General features: G+C 72.5%; 15 protein-coding genes. 2 read left to right on the forward strand and 13 right to left on the reverse strand.

The window, feature by feature from the left end:
* Nucleotide 1: 1 nt before the first annotated feature.
* From KZJ41_RS21755 to KZJ41_RS21770, 4 genes are all read right to left on the reverse strand, one after another.
* Nucleotides 2-1162: a glycoside hydrolase family 76 protein gene (locus tag KZJ41_RS21755; RefSeq protein ID WP_161997176.1), complete on the reverse strand. Its 1161-nt coding sequence runs from the start codon at nucleotides 1160-1162 to the stop codon at nucleotides 2-4.
* Nucleotides 1163-1238: 76 nt separating this feature from the next.
* The gene (locus KZJ41_RS21760) at nucleotides 1239-1904 is read right to left on the reverse strand and encodes a TrmH family RNA methyltransferase (protein WP_029545427.1); all 666 of its coding nucleotides are present in this window, start codon (nucleotides 1902-1904) and stop codon (nucleotides 1239-1241) included.
* Between the two features lie 2 nt (nucleotides 1905-1906).
* The gene (locus tag KZJ41_RS21765) at nucleotides 1907-2527 is read right to left on the reverse strand and encodes a hypothetical protein (RefSeq protein ID WP_251549573.1); all 621 of its coding nucleotides are present in this window, start codon (nucleotides 2525-2527) and stop codon (nucleotides 1907-1909) included.
* 47 nt (nucleotides 2528-2574) lie between these two features.
* A complete protein-coding gene (locus KZJ41_RS21770; protein ID WP_251549575.1) occupies nucleotides 2575-3342 on the reverse strand; it encodes an SDR family oxidoreductase in 768 nt (255 codons plus the stop codon).
* Between the two features lie 63 nt (nucleotides 3343-3405).
* Here KZJ41_RS21770 and KZJ41_RS21775 point away from each other — a divergent pair, with 63 nt between their 5' ends.
* The gene (locus KZJ41_RS21775; RefSeq protein WP_043796715.1) at nucleotides 3406-3852 is read left to right on the forward strand and encodes a hypothetical protein; all 447 of its coding nucleotides are present in this window, start codon (nucleotides 3406-3408) and stop codon (nucleotides 3850-3852) included.
* A 36-nt stretch (nucleotides 3853-3888) separates the two neighbouring features.
* Here KZJ41_RS21775 and KZJ41_RS21780 read toward each other — a convergent pair whose 3' ends face one another.
* The 9 genes from KZJ41_RS21780 to clpB all read right to left on the reverse strand — a co-directional run bounded on the left by KZJ41_RS21780 (nucleotide 3889) and on the right by clpB (nucleotide 13388).
* Complete coding sequence (locus KZJ41_RS21780) at nucleotides 3889-4638, reverse strand: lysoplasmalogenase (protein ID WP_029545433.1); 750 nt, start codon at nucleotides 4636-4638, stop codon at nucleotides 3889-3891.
* 47 nt (nucleotides 4639-4685) lie between these two features.
* Nucleotides 4686-5828 carry a galactokinase gene (gene galK / locus KZJ41_RS21785; RefSeq protein ID WP_029545435.1) on the reverse strand — a complete coding sequence of 381 codons (1143 nt, stop codon included), beginning with the start codon at nucleotides 5826-5828 and terminating at the stop codon, nucleotides 4686-4688.
* Nucleotides 5825-6931: a galactose-1-phosphate uridylyltransferase gene (gene galT, locus KZJ41_RS21790; RefSeq protein WP_251551007.1), complete on the reverse strand. Its 1107-nt coding sequence runs from the start codon at nucleotides 6929-6931 to the stop codon at nucleotides 5825-5827. Before galT ends, galK begins: the two co-directional genes overlap by 4 nt.
* Before the next feature lie 19 nt (nucleotides 6932-6950).
* The gene (gene pyrE / locus KZJ41_RS21795) at nucleotides 6951-7490 is read right to left on the reverse strand and encodes an orotate phosphoribosyltransferase (RefSeq protein WP_006945331.1); all 540 of its coding nucleotides are present in this window, start codon (nucleotides 7488-7490) and stop codon (nucleotides 6951-6953) included.
* Nucleotides 7491-7568: 78 nt separating this feature from the next.
* On the reverse strand, nucleotides 7569-8201 hold the full coding sequence (locus tag KZJ41_RS21800; protein ID WP_306430621.1) for a LemA family protein: 633 nt from the start codon (nucleotides 8199-8201) through the stop codon (nucleotides 7569-7571).
* Nucleotides 8202-8309: 108 nt separating this feature from the next.
* Complete coding sequence (locus KZJ41_RS21805) at nucleotides 8310-9098, reverse strand: SDR family oxidoreductase (RefSeq protein WP_043796710.1); 789 nt, start codon at nucleotides 9096-9098, stop codon at nucleotides 8310-8312.
* 49 nt (nucleotides 9099-9147) lie between these two features.
* Nucleotides 9148-9807 carry a hypothetical protein gene (locus tag KZJ41_RS21810; RefSeq protein WP_029545443.1) on the reverse strand — a complete coding sequence of 220 codons (660 nt, stop codon included), beginning with the start codon at nucleotides 9805-9807 and terminating at the stop codon, nucleotides 9148-9150.
* A gap of 30 nt (nucleotides 9808-9837) precedes the next feature.
* Nucleotides 9838-10755, reverse strand: a complete 918-nt coding sequence (locus tag KZJ41_RS21815) for a DUF5666 domain-containing protein (protein WP_029545445.1) — start codon at nucleotides 10753-10755, stop codon at nucleotides 9838-9840.
* Nucleotides 10756-10832: 77 nt separating this feature from the next.
* The gene (gene clpB / locus KZJ41_RS21820) at nucleotides 10833-13388 is read right to left on the reverse strand and encodes an ATP-dependent chaperone ClpB (protein WP_029545447.1); all 2556 of its coding nucleotides are present in this window, start codon (nucleotides 13386-13388) and stop codon (nucleotides 10833-10835) included.
* Between the two features lie 242 nt (nucleotides 13389-13630).
* On the opposite strand from clpB, the gene KZJ41_RS21825 reads away from it, so the two are divergent.
* The gene (locus KZJ41_RS21825; protein ID WP_006931236.1) at nucleotides 13631-14791 is read left to right on the forward strand and encodes an FAD-binding oxidoreductase; all 1161 of its coding nucleotides are present in this window, start codon (nucleotides 13631-13633) and stop codon (nucleotides 14789-14791) included.
* Nucleotides 14792-15040: the final 249 nt, after the last annotated feature.

Raw genomic sequence — 15040 nt, forward strand, 5'->3', positions numbered from 1 at the left:
GTTATCGATAACCGTTTTCAAAACGGGTGCGGTCGGGCCGCGCGGCGCTCGGCCCGGGCGCCCGCTCGGCGGCCACGGCGTAGGCCGACTCCATCAGCATCCACCCGCTCAGCTGCACCGACAGATCCCGCTCGGCCACCCCCGAGCTGCGCACCGTGCCGCCGGAGAAGCGCGCGATCCCAGGGGCCGTTCCCGGCAGCCGGGCCTGGACGGACCAGTCCCGCCCGAACAGGGGCAGCCCCTCGATCTGCAGGCGGTTCGCCCACGCGGCCTGCGCGGACGCGAGCACGATCCGCGCCGCGACCCGGCGCGCCCGTTCGTCCTCGGGATCGACCACCGGCAGCGTCGTCGCGACCATCGCCAGGTACCGGACGAGGATGCCGTTGAACAACCCACCGTCCCCACCGCCGCCGCCGGTGATCACCCCCCGTTCGGTCAGCTGGTTGTCGACGGCCTCGACGAGGGCGTGCACCCGCTCCCGGTGCCGCGGATCGCCCATCCGCACCGCCAGCTCCGTTTCCAGTCCGAGCACGACGCCCTGGCAGTACGTGTAGACGGCGCGCTCGACCCGGTCGCGCCGGATCCCGTCGAAGATCAGGCCGGTCTCCGCGTCGTGCAGCGTCTCGTGGATCCAGTCCGCCATCTCCTGGGCCCGCAGCAGCTTTCCGGTGCGGGCGAGCAGCAGGCCCGCCGGGCCGTTGGCCGGGGTGTTGTAGAAGTCGTCGCGGCGCCGCCAGGGGATGCCGCCGCCCCGCTCGGGCGCCCACGCCGCGAACAACTCGTTCTCGAGGACGGCGATGGCGTCGCGGCGGTCGACGTAGAGGTGCCGCTGCGCCCGCTCGAGCGCCAGGCCGAGCCAGGCCATGTCGTCGAAGTAGTTGTTGGTCCAGCCGGCGAGGTTGCGGATCCGGTGCGAGCGCGTCAGCCGCAGCACCCGGCGCCGGCGCCGCGGCGTCGCCTCCCGCTCGGCGGCGTCGACCGCGAGATCGATCAGGTGGGCCTGCCACCAGTAGTGCCAGGTGAGGAAGAGCCGTTCGCGGCGCACCGCCGGCCAGCCGACGACCCCGAGCGCGGTGCCGGGCAGCGCCCACAGCCGCCGCACGTGCCGCGACATGACTGCAGCCTCCGCGAGATCCGCCCGCTCGGCCCACACATCCGACATGTCGTCGCCAACCTCGTCTCACCGTCGCTACCGATACCAGCTTTCCCCTATCGGCCGCTCCCCGTCGAACGTTTCTTCACCAGGCCCGGTCGAGATCGGCGTGCTGCCGGATCCAGGCGTGCATCGCGATCCCGGCGGCGACGCCGGCGTTGATGCTGCGGGTCGAGCCGAACTGGGCGATGGACACGGTCGTCGCCGCGACCTCCCGCGCCCGCGCCGTGACACCGGGCCCTTCCTGGCCGAACAGCAGCATGCACGCGCGGGGCAGCTGCGCGGTCTCGAGCGGCACCGATCCGGGTGTGTTGTCCACCGCGACGATCGTCAGTCCCCGTCCGGCTGCCCAGTCGATCAGGGAGTCGACGTCGGGGTGGTGCACGAGATGCTGGTACCGGTCGGTCACCATGGCCCCGCGACGGTTCCAGCGCCGACGGCCGACGATGTGCACGGCGGCCGCCGCGAACGCGTTGGCGGTGCGCACCACCGTGCCGATGTTCGCGTCGTGCCCGAAGTTCTCGATCGCCACGTGCAGCGGATGACGGCGGTTGTCGATGTCGGCGACGATCGCCTCGCGCGTCCAGTAGCGGTAGGCGTCGACGACGTTGCGGCGGTCGCCGCGGGCGAGCAGCTCCGGATCGTAGCGCGGATCCTGCGGCGGTTCGGTGCCGAACTCCTCGGCCCACGGGCCGCACCCGTGCGGGTGCTCGCCCCACTCGGTGGGGCCGGGAGCGTCGTCGAGTTGCACGGTCAGAAGGTCGTGTTGGAGCCGGCGGCGATCGTGAAGCCGTGACCGGTGGCGTCGTTGGCGCAGGTGACGTCGGCGTCGGTGGTCTCGCACGTGTAGCCGAGCTTGCTCAGCCGCGATCCGCTCGGCAGCACCGGGTCGTCGCCGCCGGAGGTGTAGACCGAGCCGCCCGAGCACATGAACTCCGCCGGGCCCGCGTCCTGTACGCGAATACCGTTGCCCCAGTTGACCATACAATTCTCGGGACGCGGGGGGACCGGATCGGTGGCGCCCTCGCAGCCGGCCTCGGTGCGCGAGGGGAGTTTGACGATGCCGCAGCGGAACCCGCCGTCGGGGCTGGTGAAGTAGTACGACTCGTTGCGCTCGTACTGCACGTCCGCCAGCGTCGTCGGCGCGCTGTCGGGGGCCGGTGCCGGCGGCGTGGTCGTCGTGGTCCCGGTGGTCGTCGTGGTCCCGGGGGCCGTCGGCGCGGGTGCCGCGGTCGTGGTGGTGGTCGTGGCGGCCGCGCTCGCCGACGACGCGGCGGCCGGCTGCTCCCCGCCGTCCGCGGTCCCTCCGCACCCGGCCAGTGCCAGCACCGCCACCGCGGCCGCACCGATCGACGACATCCGACGCACGTTCACCCGACTCCTTCCGTCGCTGATCCGTCCGCCACTCTAGCGAGACCGCCTCAGCTGCCGGTCACCCACCGGTTGACCAGGCGATTGAGCCGGGTGGGCGTAACCTGCGCGAGGGCGGCGAACGCCTTGGCCTGCCAGCCCACCGCGTGGTGCACACCCGACGGCCGCCGCCCGGGGCGGGTCAGGTCGTAGAGATCCCGGGCGACGTCGTCGGCGGTGAGCCGGATCCCGAGCCGCCGCGCGGCGCCGACGTTCAGGTCCCGGGTCATCGCCGTCTCGACGAACAGCGGCCACAACGCGATCACCCGGACGCCGTGCGGGGCCCATTCCAGATCGAGCGCCTCGGTCAGCCCGCGCACGGCGAACTTGGTGGCGCTGTAGGTCGCGAGCTCCGGCTGGCCGTAGAGCGCCGACGCCGAGCAGAGGTTGACCACCTGGGCGCCGGGCGTGCGGCGCAGGTACTCGAACACGCTGTGGCAGCCCGTGATCGTGCCGGTGACGTTGACGTCGACCATCTGCCGGTGCCGTGCGAGCGCGGTCGTCTCGAACGGTCCCGACGCCAGGAGGCCGGCGTTGTTGACGAGCAGGTCGAGGGTGCCGTCGGTGCAGAACCCCTTCAGCGCCCGCTCCCAGCCCGGCGCGTCGGTGACGTCGAGAACGCCGGTGACGATGCCGGGCTGCTCCGCGGCGAGCACCTCGAGGCCCGCCGCGTCGACGTCGACGGCCGCGACCCGGTAACCGCGGCGGGCGAAGAGCAGTGCGGTGGCGCGGCCGATCCCCGAGGCGGCGCCGGTGACGAACACACTGGGTGAATTCATGGATGCAGCGTAGCGACGACGGACGTGGCGCAGGTCACGGACTATCCTGGCATCGGAGGAGCAATGAACCACGTTCGAGTCGTTCGTGCCGTCGCATTCGTCACCGCCGGGTACATCGTCGTCCTGGCGCTGTGGCTGGGCCTGTTCGTCGGCAACTCCCCCGAGGGCACCGTCCCCTACCAGATCATGTTCCTGCTGGCCGCGTACGGCTCGGCGCTGGGCATCGCCATGATCCTCGCCGGGCGGCCGCCGCGCGCCGACCGCCGCCTCGCCCGCCGCGGCCTCGAGGGCTGGGCCACCATCACCTCGGCCCGGCAACTCGGCCACACCGTCGACAACGGCGAGCTGACCGAACTGGACCTCGACCTGACGGTGCCGGGCTCCGAGCCGTACCACGGACGGGTGCTCTACGAGGTCGCCCGCGAGGATCTCGCCCGGTTCGAGCCCGGCCGGGTCGTCGGCATCCGGGTCGACCCCCGCGACCGCGACCGGATCGTCCTCTGCCCGTAGGCGACGCGCGCACGAAAGTGCCTGCCGCGCCCGTCGTTACCCGCGCAGGTAGCCCCGGCGCGCGCGAGTGTCGTCCCGGCCGAGGGCGAGCTTGCCCTCGACGAGGAGCAACTGCGCGAGCGCGTACGTCGCGAGCACGAATCCCTCCGCCGCGGCCCGGGTCCGCTGCGACCGCAGCAGCACCCGCCGCACGACGATGGTGCCGTCGGACAGGGTGAAGACCAGGCCGCCGGCGCCCAGCCAGCTGCGCCGGTCCTCGTTCGGGATCGGCAGTCCGGCCACCCGCCGGGCCCCGGGCGCGAGCGCCGGATCGGCGGCGAGCGTCGCGGTGGTGCCCAGCAGGGCGCCGTACCCGGTCAGCGGCGCCGCCACCTCCGGGGACCGTGCGCCGAGCAGACCGGCGGCCCCGAGCGCCGCGACCGCCCGCGGCACCGCCGCCGACCGCGTCGGACGGGCACCGCGACGCACCAGCAGGGCTGAGTAGCAGGCCTGCATCACGGCGAACGACGACGCACCGCGCAGCAGCCGGGCGTCGTCGTCCGGGTCGATCATGAACACGTCGCCGACGGTCGCGCCGGTCAGCCCGAGCAGCAGCAGGGCGGTGTCGAGCCGGTCGGTGTGCGGGGCGTGCCGCAGCACCCGCACCGCCAGCGACGGGCCGATCAGCGGCTTGGCCACCCGCTGCAACCGCTCGTTGCCGAGCACCCCGCCCACGACCGTCGCCGCCGCGGCCGCGGCGAACACCACATGCTCGGCGTTCCACTTGTCCCGGCTGAACCATCCCATGGCCGGCAGCGTACCGACCCGCACGACGTCACCCGGCCGCCTTTCCCTCAGGAGCAACGCCGGGCGCCCGCCGCCGCCACCGCACGCAGGAACTTCGGCCGCGGCAGGTCCCGCTCGCGGGCGGCCGCCGTCACAGCCTCCGCCACCGCGGCGACGTCCGTCGCCCGGCACAGCGCGATCGCGGATCCGCCGAATCCGCCGCCGACCATCCGGGCCCCGAGCGCCCCGGCGGCGCGGGCGGCGTCGACGGCGCTGTCGAGTTCGACGGAGCTGACCTCGAAGTCGTCGCGCAGCGACCGGTGCGCGGCGTCGAGCAGCGGCCCGAGCCGGTCCGGGGCGTCGTCCCGCAGCGCGGCGACGGCGGCACGCACCCGGGCGATCTCCGTGACGACGTGCCCGGCCCGGCGCCGCAGCACCGGATCGGTCAGCGCGTCGAGCGCAGCCACGGTGTCGACCTCGCGCAGACTCGTCACGCCGAGCCGGCGCGCGGCCTCCTCGACGTCGCGGCGCCGCTGCCCGTACGGCCCGTCGACGAGGCGGTGCGGCGCGTCCGTGTCGACGACGAGCAGCGCCAGGCCGTGCGATTCCAGGTCGATCGGGATGTGCTCGACCGCTCCGGTCGCGCAGTCCAGCAGCAGTGCACGACCGGCCCGGCCGCGCAGCGCGACCTGCTGGTCCATGCCGCCGGTGGGGGCGCCGACACAGTCGTTCTCGGCCCGCGTGCAGGCGGCGGCGAGGGCGGCCCGGCCGGCATCGTCGACCGGCAGCCCGTACAGCTCGGCCAGGGCGAGGGCGACGGCCGCCTCGAGCGCCGCCGAGCTGGACAGGCCCGCCCCCACCGGCACGTCGGAGGCGATCGCGACGTCGACGCCCGCGAACCCGGGCGGGTCGAGCGTATGAATCACCCCGGCGACGTAGGCGGCCCAGCCGCCGGTGCGTCCTTTGGGCGGCTGGAGCAGCCCAAAGGACGCACCGGCGAAGCCCTCGCTGACGAGCCGCACCGTCCCGTCGTCGCGGCGACGCACCGCCGCCGCCGTGACCTGCGGCAGCGCCAGGGGCAGGCACAGCCCGCCGGCGTAGTCGACGTGCTCACCGATCAGGTTGACCCGGCCCGGCGCGCACCACACCCCCTCCGGTATCCCACCGAACTCCCGGGCGAACTCGGCCGCCGCGGCCGCGCACACCTTCATCCGGCGAGCTCCCGAAGTCGCGCCGCGATGCGTTCGGCGGAGGTGTCGCTGATCCATACACCCATCGCGGACTCCGAGCCGGCCAGGTACTTGAGCTTGTCGGCGGCGCGGCGCAGCGAGAAGATCTGGCAGAACAGACGACCGTACGGTCGCTCGTCGCCGACCGGCGCCTGGTGCCAGGCCGCGATGTAGGGGACGCGGTCCACGCCGTCGAAGAACAGGTCCACGCGGCGCAGCAACTCCCGGTAGGCCACCGCCAGCTCGTCGCGCTCGGCGTCGTCGAGGGCGGTGAGGTCCGGCACGTCGCGATGCGGGGCGAGGTGCACCTCGATCGGCCACCGCGCCGCGGCCGGCACGTAGGCGGTCCACCGCCGCCCGGACCACACGATGCGCGTGCCCGCCCGGCGTTCGGCCTCGAGCACGTCGCGTTGCAGCAGCCGGCCCGTCGCGGCGTGGTGCGCGCGGGCGCGCTGCACCAGTACCTGCGAGCGCGCCGGCAGGAACGGGTAGGCATAGATCTGCCCGTGCGGATGTTGAAGCGTCACACCGATTTCCGCACCGCGGTTCTCGAAGCAGAACACCTGCCGCACGTCGGGGGCGGCCGAGAGCTCGGCGGTGCGGTCGGCCAGCGCATCGAACACCGTGCGGGCCCGCGCGACGCTCAGGTCGGCGAACCGGGCGTCGTGGTCGGCGGTGAACGCGACCACCTCGCAGCGGCCCGTCGCGGGTCGTCGCGGCCACAGCGGGTCGCCGTCCACCGGACCGGCGACGGCGCCACCCGGCCCGAGGGCCGGGAAACGGTTCTCGAACACCACCACGTCATAGTCGTCGGCGGGGATCTCGGTGGCGGCCCGGCCCGGACGGGTGGGGCACAGCGGGCAGTCCGCGGGGTCCGGCAGGAAGGTGCGGTCCATGCGGTGCGACGCGGAGACCACCCACTCCCCCGTCAGCGGGTCGAAGCGGAGTTCGGACGCGGCCCCGGCCGACGGTAGCCGCCGCGTGTCGTGCCGCTCCCGCACCGCGCCACCACCGACGTACGGCTCGGTGTCGTCGAAATAGAACAGTTCCCGGCCGTCCGCGAGGCGCGTCGCGGTCCGTCGCACCCGCCCGGCCACGGAGAACCTAGGCGTCCTGCAGTCCCAGGTCCTGCAGACCCAGCAGGTAGCGGTACTCGACGCCCTCCGCGGCGATCACCTCGCCGGCACCGGTGGCCCGGTCGACGACGGTGGCGACACCCACGACCGTCGCGCCGGCGTCGCGCAGGGCCTTGACCGCGGTGAGCGGAGAGTTGCCCGTGGTGGTCGTGTCCTCGACCACCAGGACGCGCTTGCCGAGCACGTCGGGACCCTCGATCTGCCGCTGCATGCCGTGCGCCTTGGCGGCCTTGCGGACGACGAACGCGTCGATCGGGCGGCCGGCGGCGTGCATGACCGCGAGCGCCACCGGATCGGCACCCATGGTGAGGCCGCCCACGGCGTCGAAGTCCCAGTCGGCGACCAGTTCCCGGATGAGCTTGCCGATCAGCGGGCCGGCCCGGTGGTGCAGGGTGGCGCGGCGGAGATCCACGTAGTAGTCGGCCTCTTTGCCGGACGACAAGGTCACCTTGCCGTGCACCACCGCCAGTTCGCGAACCAGCGCAGCCAACTCCTCGCGATCACTCATCGCAACCCCTCACCGTCTCTCGTTCCACGCCGCGCCCCGAGGGCGCCGGCGACGACGAGCCTAGTCGGGGTCCGACGGTCAGGCCGCGACGGTGTCCGATCCGCCGGTCGGCGCGTCCGATCCGCCGGTCGGCGCGTCGCCTCCGGGGGCGGAGGCGGGAGCCGTCGCGACGGGCTCCGGCGGGGCCACGGCGGTGGGGGCGGGCGGGGCGGCGACCTCGAACAGCGGGACGGGTCCGACCGCGGCGAGGCGCGCGAACACCGAGGCCGGGAAGGTGATGGTCGCGGTGTTGATGGCGCGGCCGAGGTCGTTGTGGACGCGGGCGGCCCCGGCGATGCGCTGCTCGCGGGTCTGCAACTCGCGGGCGACGCGGATGAACGGCCAGTGGTTGACGCCGTCGAGGACGCCGATCAGGTCGTGCAGGGCCGCCGACAGGGTGTTCTCGGCCGCGGCCCGCTCGCCCAGGGGCAGCCGCTGGTCGCGCATGGCGATTGCCAGGGAGCGGGCTCCGACGACGGGGCTGAGCCGGCTGCGGTCCATGCCGGCGCCGGCGGAGGCCGCGACGAGGGCGGGCACCTGGTCGTAGCGGTCGTCGAGTTCGTTGGTCAGCAGGCGCAGGCTGTCACGGTGGCGCGACTTCAGCACCCGGAGGCGGCGGACGGCGACGCGCGTCCACAGCAGCAGTACCACCACGACCGCAACGACAATCACAAGAGCCACAGACGTCACAGGGCGGAATCTACCGCGGGGCCGAGGGGACGCCCGAGTCGCGACGCGCCGTGTCGGCGCGCCGTGTCCGGACCGTTACCTGCGCTGGGCCTACGTCCGTCCCCGGCCGCGGCCGACCAGGTTGGTCGCCCTGCGCACCAGGTTCTTCGGGACGAGCCGGCCCACCGTCGTGAGCACCTTGTACTGCAGGCCCGGAATGCTGATCACCTTGCCGGCCTCGAGGTCGGCGAGGGACGTGCGCACCACCGTGTCCACGTCGAGCCACATCAGTTCCGGGATCGAGCTCATCTCGATCCCGGCCCGCTCGTGGAACTCGGTGTGCACGAAGCCGGGGCACAGCGCCTGCACCCGCACCCCGGTGCCGGCAAGGCCGCCGGCCAGTCCCTCGGTGAACGAGACGACGTAGGCCTTGCTCGCCGAGTACGTCGAACCACGCCCGGAGAGCAATCCGGCGACGCTGGCGACGTTGACGATGCTGCCCCTGCCTGCCGCGATCATCGGCGGCAGCGCGGCCCGGGTCAGCTGCATCACGGCGGTGACGTTGACGTCGAGCTGCGACTGCAGCAGAGCGGGGTCGGCGGTCCAGAATTCGCCGGACGTACCGAACCCGGCGTTGTTGACGAGCATCTCCACGCCCTCGGCGAGGCGCCGCGCGACGGAGACGCGGCCGTCCTCGGTGGCCAGGTCTGCGGCGAGGATCTCCGAGGTGGTGCCGAAACGCGACGTCAGTTCGTCGGCGAGGGACCGCAGGCTCTCCTCGCGACGGGCGACGAGCACGAGGTCGTACCCCTTGCCGGCGAGCGCGCGCGCGAAGCCTGCGCCGATGCCGGACGTGGGGCCGGTGATCAGGGCGACGGGCCGGGTGGCAGCGGAAGTCATGGGCTAAAGCTAGCGCAGCGCGCCGGCCGCTTCCGGTGACGCGGTGGGCTCAGTGCCGCGCGGAGGGGCGGCCGGGGTCGTGCGCGACCCGGTCGAGTTCCTGCGGCTCCACGATCGGGGGCAGCACGTGCAGGATCCCGGAGAGCCGGGCGACGGTCTCGATGGCCGAGTCCCATTCCCGGCCGGTGCTGCCCACGGGGATCGAGCCGAGGGTCCATTCGCCCTCGCTCCACAGCATCTGCACGTGCGGCGGGATCGACTCGGTGTAGGCGACCATGCGCTGGTCACAGATGCGGCGGGCGATCTCGAGGTCGGTGGCGAACACGATGCGCGGACCGATGGCGCCGAGCAGGTTCATGTCCGAGTCCTTCGGCGGCGGCGTCGACTTCAGGCGCAGGTCGATGTCGACGTCGGAGCCGACCTTGCGGCGCACCGCGACGATCGTCGCGGTCTCCTCGATGTCGAAGAGGATGAACTCCTCGCCGCGGCGGATGCCGTGGACCACGTCCACCGCGCCGAGATACTCCTGCTTGGCCAGGGCCGCCCGGTGCCAGTGCCCGGGCAGGGTGTCGTCGGCGGCGCTGTACTTGTAGCCCTGGGCGCGCGCCCAGATCTCGCGCACGCGGCCGGACTGTTCGCGGCGCGTGCGGTCGATGTAGAGCAGCACCAGCGCACCCGCGAGTGCGATCGCCGCCAGTCCGAACCACATAACCGTCATCGAGGGTCAGCCTATCGCGTTCTAGTTGCCCGGACCGCCGAAGGACGGCAGGGACGCGCTGACCACAGTGTCGGCGATCATCTCCCCGTCCCGCAACGGCGAGCCCTGCGCGACGACCGAGTCGCCGACCCGCAGCGCCGACGGATCGGAGCCCGCGAGCGACATGATCTGCGTCTCGGGCGTGAGCCGCACGGTGACGCTCGAGCCGCCCATGCCGCTGAGCGTGAGGGAGGTGCCGTCGTTGGCGGTGATCGTGCCGACGACGGTGCCGGCCGCGCCGATGACGTCGCCGAGCCCGCCGGGCAGCTGCTCGAACGGCAGGCCGGGCACGGCCGGGTCGGTGGTGGGCGCGGGCGTCGTGGGCGCGGGCCGGGGCACCGTGGTCGTGGTGGTCGGGGCCGCCGCGCTGCGCTGCTGCGGGTCGTCGCCGCTGCCGCCGCTGAGCAGATAGCCGCCGAAGCCGGCCAGCACGATCAGCGCCACCGCGGCGAGCAGGATCAGGCCCCAACGGCGCCGCCGGGGCGGCTTCGCGTCGAGAGCCGGGTACTCGCCGGTGTGCGGCGGGGTGGGTGGCGCCGCCCCGTACTGCTGGGTGTGCGGGTACTGCTGCGCCGACGTGTACTGCTGGGTCGGCGCGTACTGCTGGGTCGGCGCGTACTGCGGCTGGGGCCCGTAGGAGCCGGGCTGCTCGAACGCCTGCGTCGGGTTGGGCGGCGCCGCCGTCGGATCGAACCGGGGGTCGTACGCCGGGTAGACCAGGGTGGGGTTGGCGGGCGGACGGCCGTACGCCTCGGTCGGGTCGGCGGTGTGCAGGACCCGGGTGTCGTCGGCGTCCGGGTCGGTGCGGCCGGTGCCCGTCGCGCGCGCGTCGTCCGCACGCCCCTCGTCGAGCGAGTAGGCGCGCTCCTGGGGGGTGCGCGGATCGTGCGGGTTCGTCATGGTCCCTCCAGGTTAGGCGCTGCGCGCCGGTGCGTCCTTCGGGCTGGCACAGCAGCCCAAAGGACGCACCGGCGCCGTCAGGCGCCTATCACGAGGTGGTCGCCGTCGTCGCTGACGCCCACCGAGACGGTGTCGCCGTCCTTGATGTCCCCGGCCAGCAGCTTCTTGGCGAGCTGATCGCCGATCGACTGCTGGATGAGCCGGCGCAGCGGACGCGCACCGTACTGCGGGTCGTAGCCCCGCACGGCGAGCCAGAACCGGGCCGAGGTCGACACGTCGAGCGCGAGCCGCCGGGCCGCTAGACGCCCGGCCAGCTGCTCGAGCTGGATGTCGACGATCTGCTCGAGCTGCTCCTCGGTCAGCGAGTGGAAGATCACCACGTCGTCGAGCCGGTTGATGAACTCCGGCTTGAACGCCGCCCGCACCGCCGCCATGATGTGCTCCCGGTCGCCACCCGCACCGAGGTTCGAGGTGAGGATCAGGATCGTGTTGCGGAAGTCGACGGTGCGGCCCTGCCCGTCGGTGAGCCGACCGTCGTCGAGCACCTGCAGCAGCGTGTCGAACACGTCCGGGTGGGCCTTTTCGACCTCGTCGAACAGCACCACCGAGTAGGGGCGGCGACGCACCGCCTCGGTGAGCTGGCCACCCGACTCGTAACCGACGTAGCCCGGAGGGGCGCCGACGAGCCGCGCGACGGAGTGCTTCTCGCTGTACTCGGACATGTCGATCCGCACCATGGCGCGTTCGTCGTCGAACAGGAAGTCCGCCAGCGCCTTCGCCAGCTCGGTCTTGCCGACGCCGGTAGGGCCGAGGAACAGGAACGAGCCGGTGGGCCGGTTCGGGTCGGCGACGCCCGCCCGCGAGCGGCGCACCGCGTCCGACACGGCCTGTACGGCCTCGTCCTGGCCGACGACCCGCTTGCCGAGCTCGGACTCCATGCGCAGCAGCTTGGCGGTCTCGCCCTCCATCATGCGGCCGGCGGGGATGCCGGTCCAGGCGGCGACGACGTCGGCGACGTCGTCCGGGCCGACCTCCTCCTTGAGCATGACGTCGCCGTCGGAGGCGGCTCCGGACGCGGCGGCGGCCTTCTCCAGTTCCTTCTCCAGCTGCGGGATGCGGCCGTAGCGCAGCTCCGCGGCCTTGCCGAGGTCACCGTCGCGTTCGGCGCGTTCCTCCTCGCCGCGCAGCGCCTCGAGTTGTTCCTTGATTCCCCGCACCGAATCGATGGCGGTCTTTTCGTTCTGCCAGCGGGTGGTGAGCTGGTTCAGCTTCTCGCGTTCGTCGGCGAGTTCGGCGCGCAGCTTCTCGAGCCGGTCCTTGGAGGCCTCGTCGGTCTCCTTCTGCAGCGCCATCTCCTCGATCTCGAGGCGACGGACGATGCGCTCGACCGAGTCGATCTCCTCGGGGCGCGAGTCGATCTCCATGCGCAGCCGGGACGCGGCCTCGTCGACGAGGTCGATGGCCTTGTCCGGCAGGAACCGGGAGGTGATGTACCGGTCGGAGAGGGTGGCGGCGGCGACGAGCGCGGAGTCGGTGATGCGCACGCCGTGGTGCACCTCGTACCGCTCCTTGAGCCCGCGCAGGATGCCGACGGTGTCCTCCACGCTCGGCTCGCCGACGAGCACCTGCTGGAAGCGGCGTTCGAGGGCGGCGTCCTTCTCGATGTACTTGCGGTACTCGTCGAGGGTGGTGGCGCCGACGAGGCGCAGCTCGCCGCGGGCGAGCATGGGCTTGATCATGTTGCCGGCGTCCATCGCCGATTCGCCGGTCGCGCCGGCGCCGACGATGGTGTGCAGCTCGTCGATGAAGGTGATGATCTGCCCGGCCGATTCCTTGATCTCGTCGAGCACGGCCTTGAGGCGTTCCTCGAACTCGCCGCGGTACTTGGCGCCGGCGACCATCGACCCGAGGTCGAGCGCGATGACGGTCTTGCCGCGCAGGGACTCGGGGACGTCGCCGGCGACGATGCGCTGGGCGAGGCCCTCGACGATGGCGGTCTTGCCGACGCCGGGCTCGCCGATGAGCACGGGGTTGTTCTTGGTACGCCGGCTCAGCACCTGGACGACGCGACGGATCTCGTTGTCGCGGCCGATGACCGGGTCGAGCTTGCCCTCCCGGGCGCGGGCGGTGAGGTCGGTCGAGTACTTCTCGAGCGCCTGGTAGGTGCCCTCGGGGTCCGGGCTGGTCACGCGGGCGCTGCCGCGGACGGTGGTGAACGCGTCGCGCAGCGCGGCGGGGGTGGCGCCGTGCCCGACGAGGAGCTTGGCGACGTCGGAATCGCCGCCGGCCAGGCCGACGAGCACGTGCTCGGTCGAGACGTACTCGTCGTCGAGTTCGGTGGCGAGGTGCTGCGCGGCGGTCAGGGCGGCGACGGCCTCCCGGCCGAGCTGCGGCGTGGTGGTGGCGCCGGTGGCGCTGGGCAGCCGGTCGACGAGTGTCTGCGCCTCCCGGTGCACGACGGTCGGGTCCACGCCGATGGCCTTGAGCAGCGGCGCGGCGATGCCGTCGGTCTGGTCGAGCAGCGCGACGAGCAGGTGGGCCGGACGGATCTCCGGATTGCCCGCAGCGGACGCGGACTGCATGGCAGCCGTCATCGCCGCCTGGGTCTTGGTGGTGGGATTGAACGAGTCCACTGCGAACCCCTTCCCTTCATTGAGCGAGCCGGTATCAATTCTGCACCCGCCAGCCTCCCGCCGCGGGCGTTCGCATGCTTCAACGGCCCCAAAGTTGAGTTTGTTCCGCTCAACTTTATCGAGTCGTGTGACCTGCGGCACATCGCGGGGGTCATCGAGCCGCTCGACGTCGATTGTGGCCGAAACACCGCCGCGGGACTACAGTGGCGGCCGACCAGCAGAGACGGCGAGCAGGAGGGTGCGTGGAGGCCTTCGCCGTCGCCCGTGTCCAGCTCAGCTTCGCGTCGATCGTCGCGACCCCCGGCGGCGCCGAGCGCTTCGCCACGGCCTTCTACACCGCCCTGTGGAGCGACACCGTCGGCATCCGCGAGCTGTTCCCCGCGGGAATGGAGACGATGCGGCAGCGGTTCGCGACCGCCGTCGGCTGGGCGATCAACCGGCTCGGCGACCCCGACACCGTCACCGCCTTCCTCACCCAGCTCGGCCGCGACCACCGCAAGTACGGCGTCCGGCCCGACCACTTCCATGCCGCCGGCCGGGCCCTGCACACCGCCGTGCGCGAGTGCACCCCGCCCATCCTGTGGACCGACGCCCTCGACCGCACGTGGTCCGGGGTCATCACCCACGTCGTCGACACCATGGCCGCCGCCGCCGCCGAGGACGACCTGCCCGCCGCGTGGGGCGCCACCGTCGTCGGCCACGAACGGGTGCTGCCCGACCTGGCGATCATCCGGCTCGAGACGGACTCGCCCATCCCGTACCACGCCGGGCAGTACATGAGCGTGCAGATCCCGCAGCGGCCGCACATGTGGCGGTACCTGTCGGCGGCAATCCCCCCGAACCCGTACGGCCAGATCGAGTTCCACGTCCGTCGCGTGTCCGGCGGCTGGGTCAGCCCGGCACTGGTCGGCGACACCTCCGTCGGGGACCGCTGGGTGATCGGGCCGCCGCTCGGCGGCCTGCACGTCGACCGCGACAGCGGTGAGGACGTGCTGATGATCGCCTCCGGCACAGGCCTCGCGCCGCTGCGGGCGCAACTGATGGAGATGGGCATGCGGGGCGACAACCCGCGCGTGCACCTGTTCTTCGGCGGCAAGTACCCCTGCGACCTCTACGACCTGCAGACGCTGTGGCAGCTGGCCACCACCAATCCGTGGCTCACGGTCGTGCCCGTCGTGGAGGAGACCGAGAACCCGTGGTGGCACCCGGTTCCCGTGGAAGATCCGCCGCCGGGCCTGCACCGGACCCTGCACGGCAAGCTGGGAAAGGTGGTCTCACAGTTCGGCTCCTGGGCCGATCGGCAGATCCAGATCGCCGGGTCCCCGTCGATGATCAAGACCACCCTCTACGCACTGTCCGCCGGCGGCACGCCGCGGCAGAACATCAGCTTCGACCCCCTGTAGATCCGCATCTGCCGCACATTGTGTGCCGGTGAGCCTACGCACCGCACCGGCGGTGACCGCAATTCGTTCCCCTTCGAGCCGCCTCACGGGTAATTCGACCTCCGAAGCGATTCCTGGGGATCTCGTTCGGTCCGGGCAATGGACGTCCACCGTGTTGAGCGTTCCGATTCGCCCGTTGAGCCGATGTTGAGCGCCGTCCGGACACTTGTTGTTGCCCATTCACACCTCCCCCGGGAGCAAGAGATGCAA

This window comes from Rhodococcus sp. 11-3 (assembly GCF_023704055.1).
GTDB lineage: Bacteria > Actinomycetota > Actinomycetes > Mycobacteriales > Mycobacteriaceae > Rhodococcus > Rhodococcus aetherivorans.

Coding starts and splice junctions, on each gene's coding strand:
- KZJ41_RS21755 (WP_161997176.1), bottom strand. CDS start 1,162: ATGTCGGATGTGTGGGCCGAGCGGGCGGATCTCGCGGAGGCTGCAGTC.
- KZJ41_RS21770 (WP_251549575.1), bottom strand. CDS start 3,342: ATGAATTCACCCAGTGTGTTCGTCACCGGCGCCGCCTCGGGGATCGGC.
- KZJ41_RS21775 (WP_043796715.1), top strand. CDS start 3,406: ATGAACCACGTTCGAGTCGTTCGTGCCGTCGCATTCGTCACCGCCGGG.
- KZJ41_RS21780 (WP_029545433.1), bottom strand. CDS start 4,638: ATGGGATGGTTCAGCCGGGACAAGTGGAACGCCGAGCATGTGGTGTTC.
- galK (WP_029545435.1), bottom strand. CDS start 5,828: ATGAAGGTGTGCGCGGCCGCGGCGGCCGAGTTCGCCCGGGAGTTCGGT.
- pyrE (WP_006945331.1), bottom strand. CDS start 7,490: ATGAGTGATCGCGAGGAGTTGGCTGCGCTGGTTCGCGAACTGGCGGTG.
- KZJ41_RS21805 (WP_043796710.1), bottom strand. CDS start 9,098: ATGACTTCCGCTGCCACCCGGCCCGTCGCCCTGATCACCGGCCCCACG.
- KZJ41_RS21810 (WP_029545443.1), bottom strand. CDS start 9,807: ATGTGGTTCGGACTGGCGGCGATCGCACTCGCGGGTGCGCTGGTGCTG.
- KZJ41_RS21815 (WP_029545445.1), bottom strand. CDS start 10,755: ATGACGAACCCGCACGATCCGCGCACCCCCCAGGAGCGCGCCTACTCG.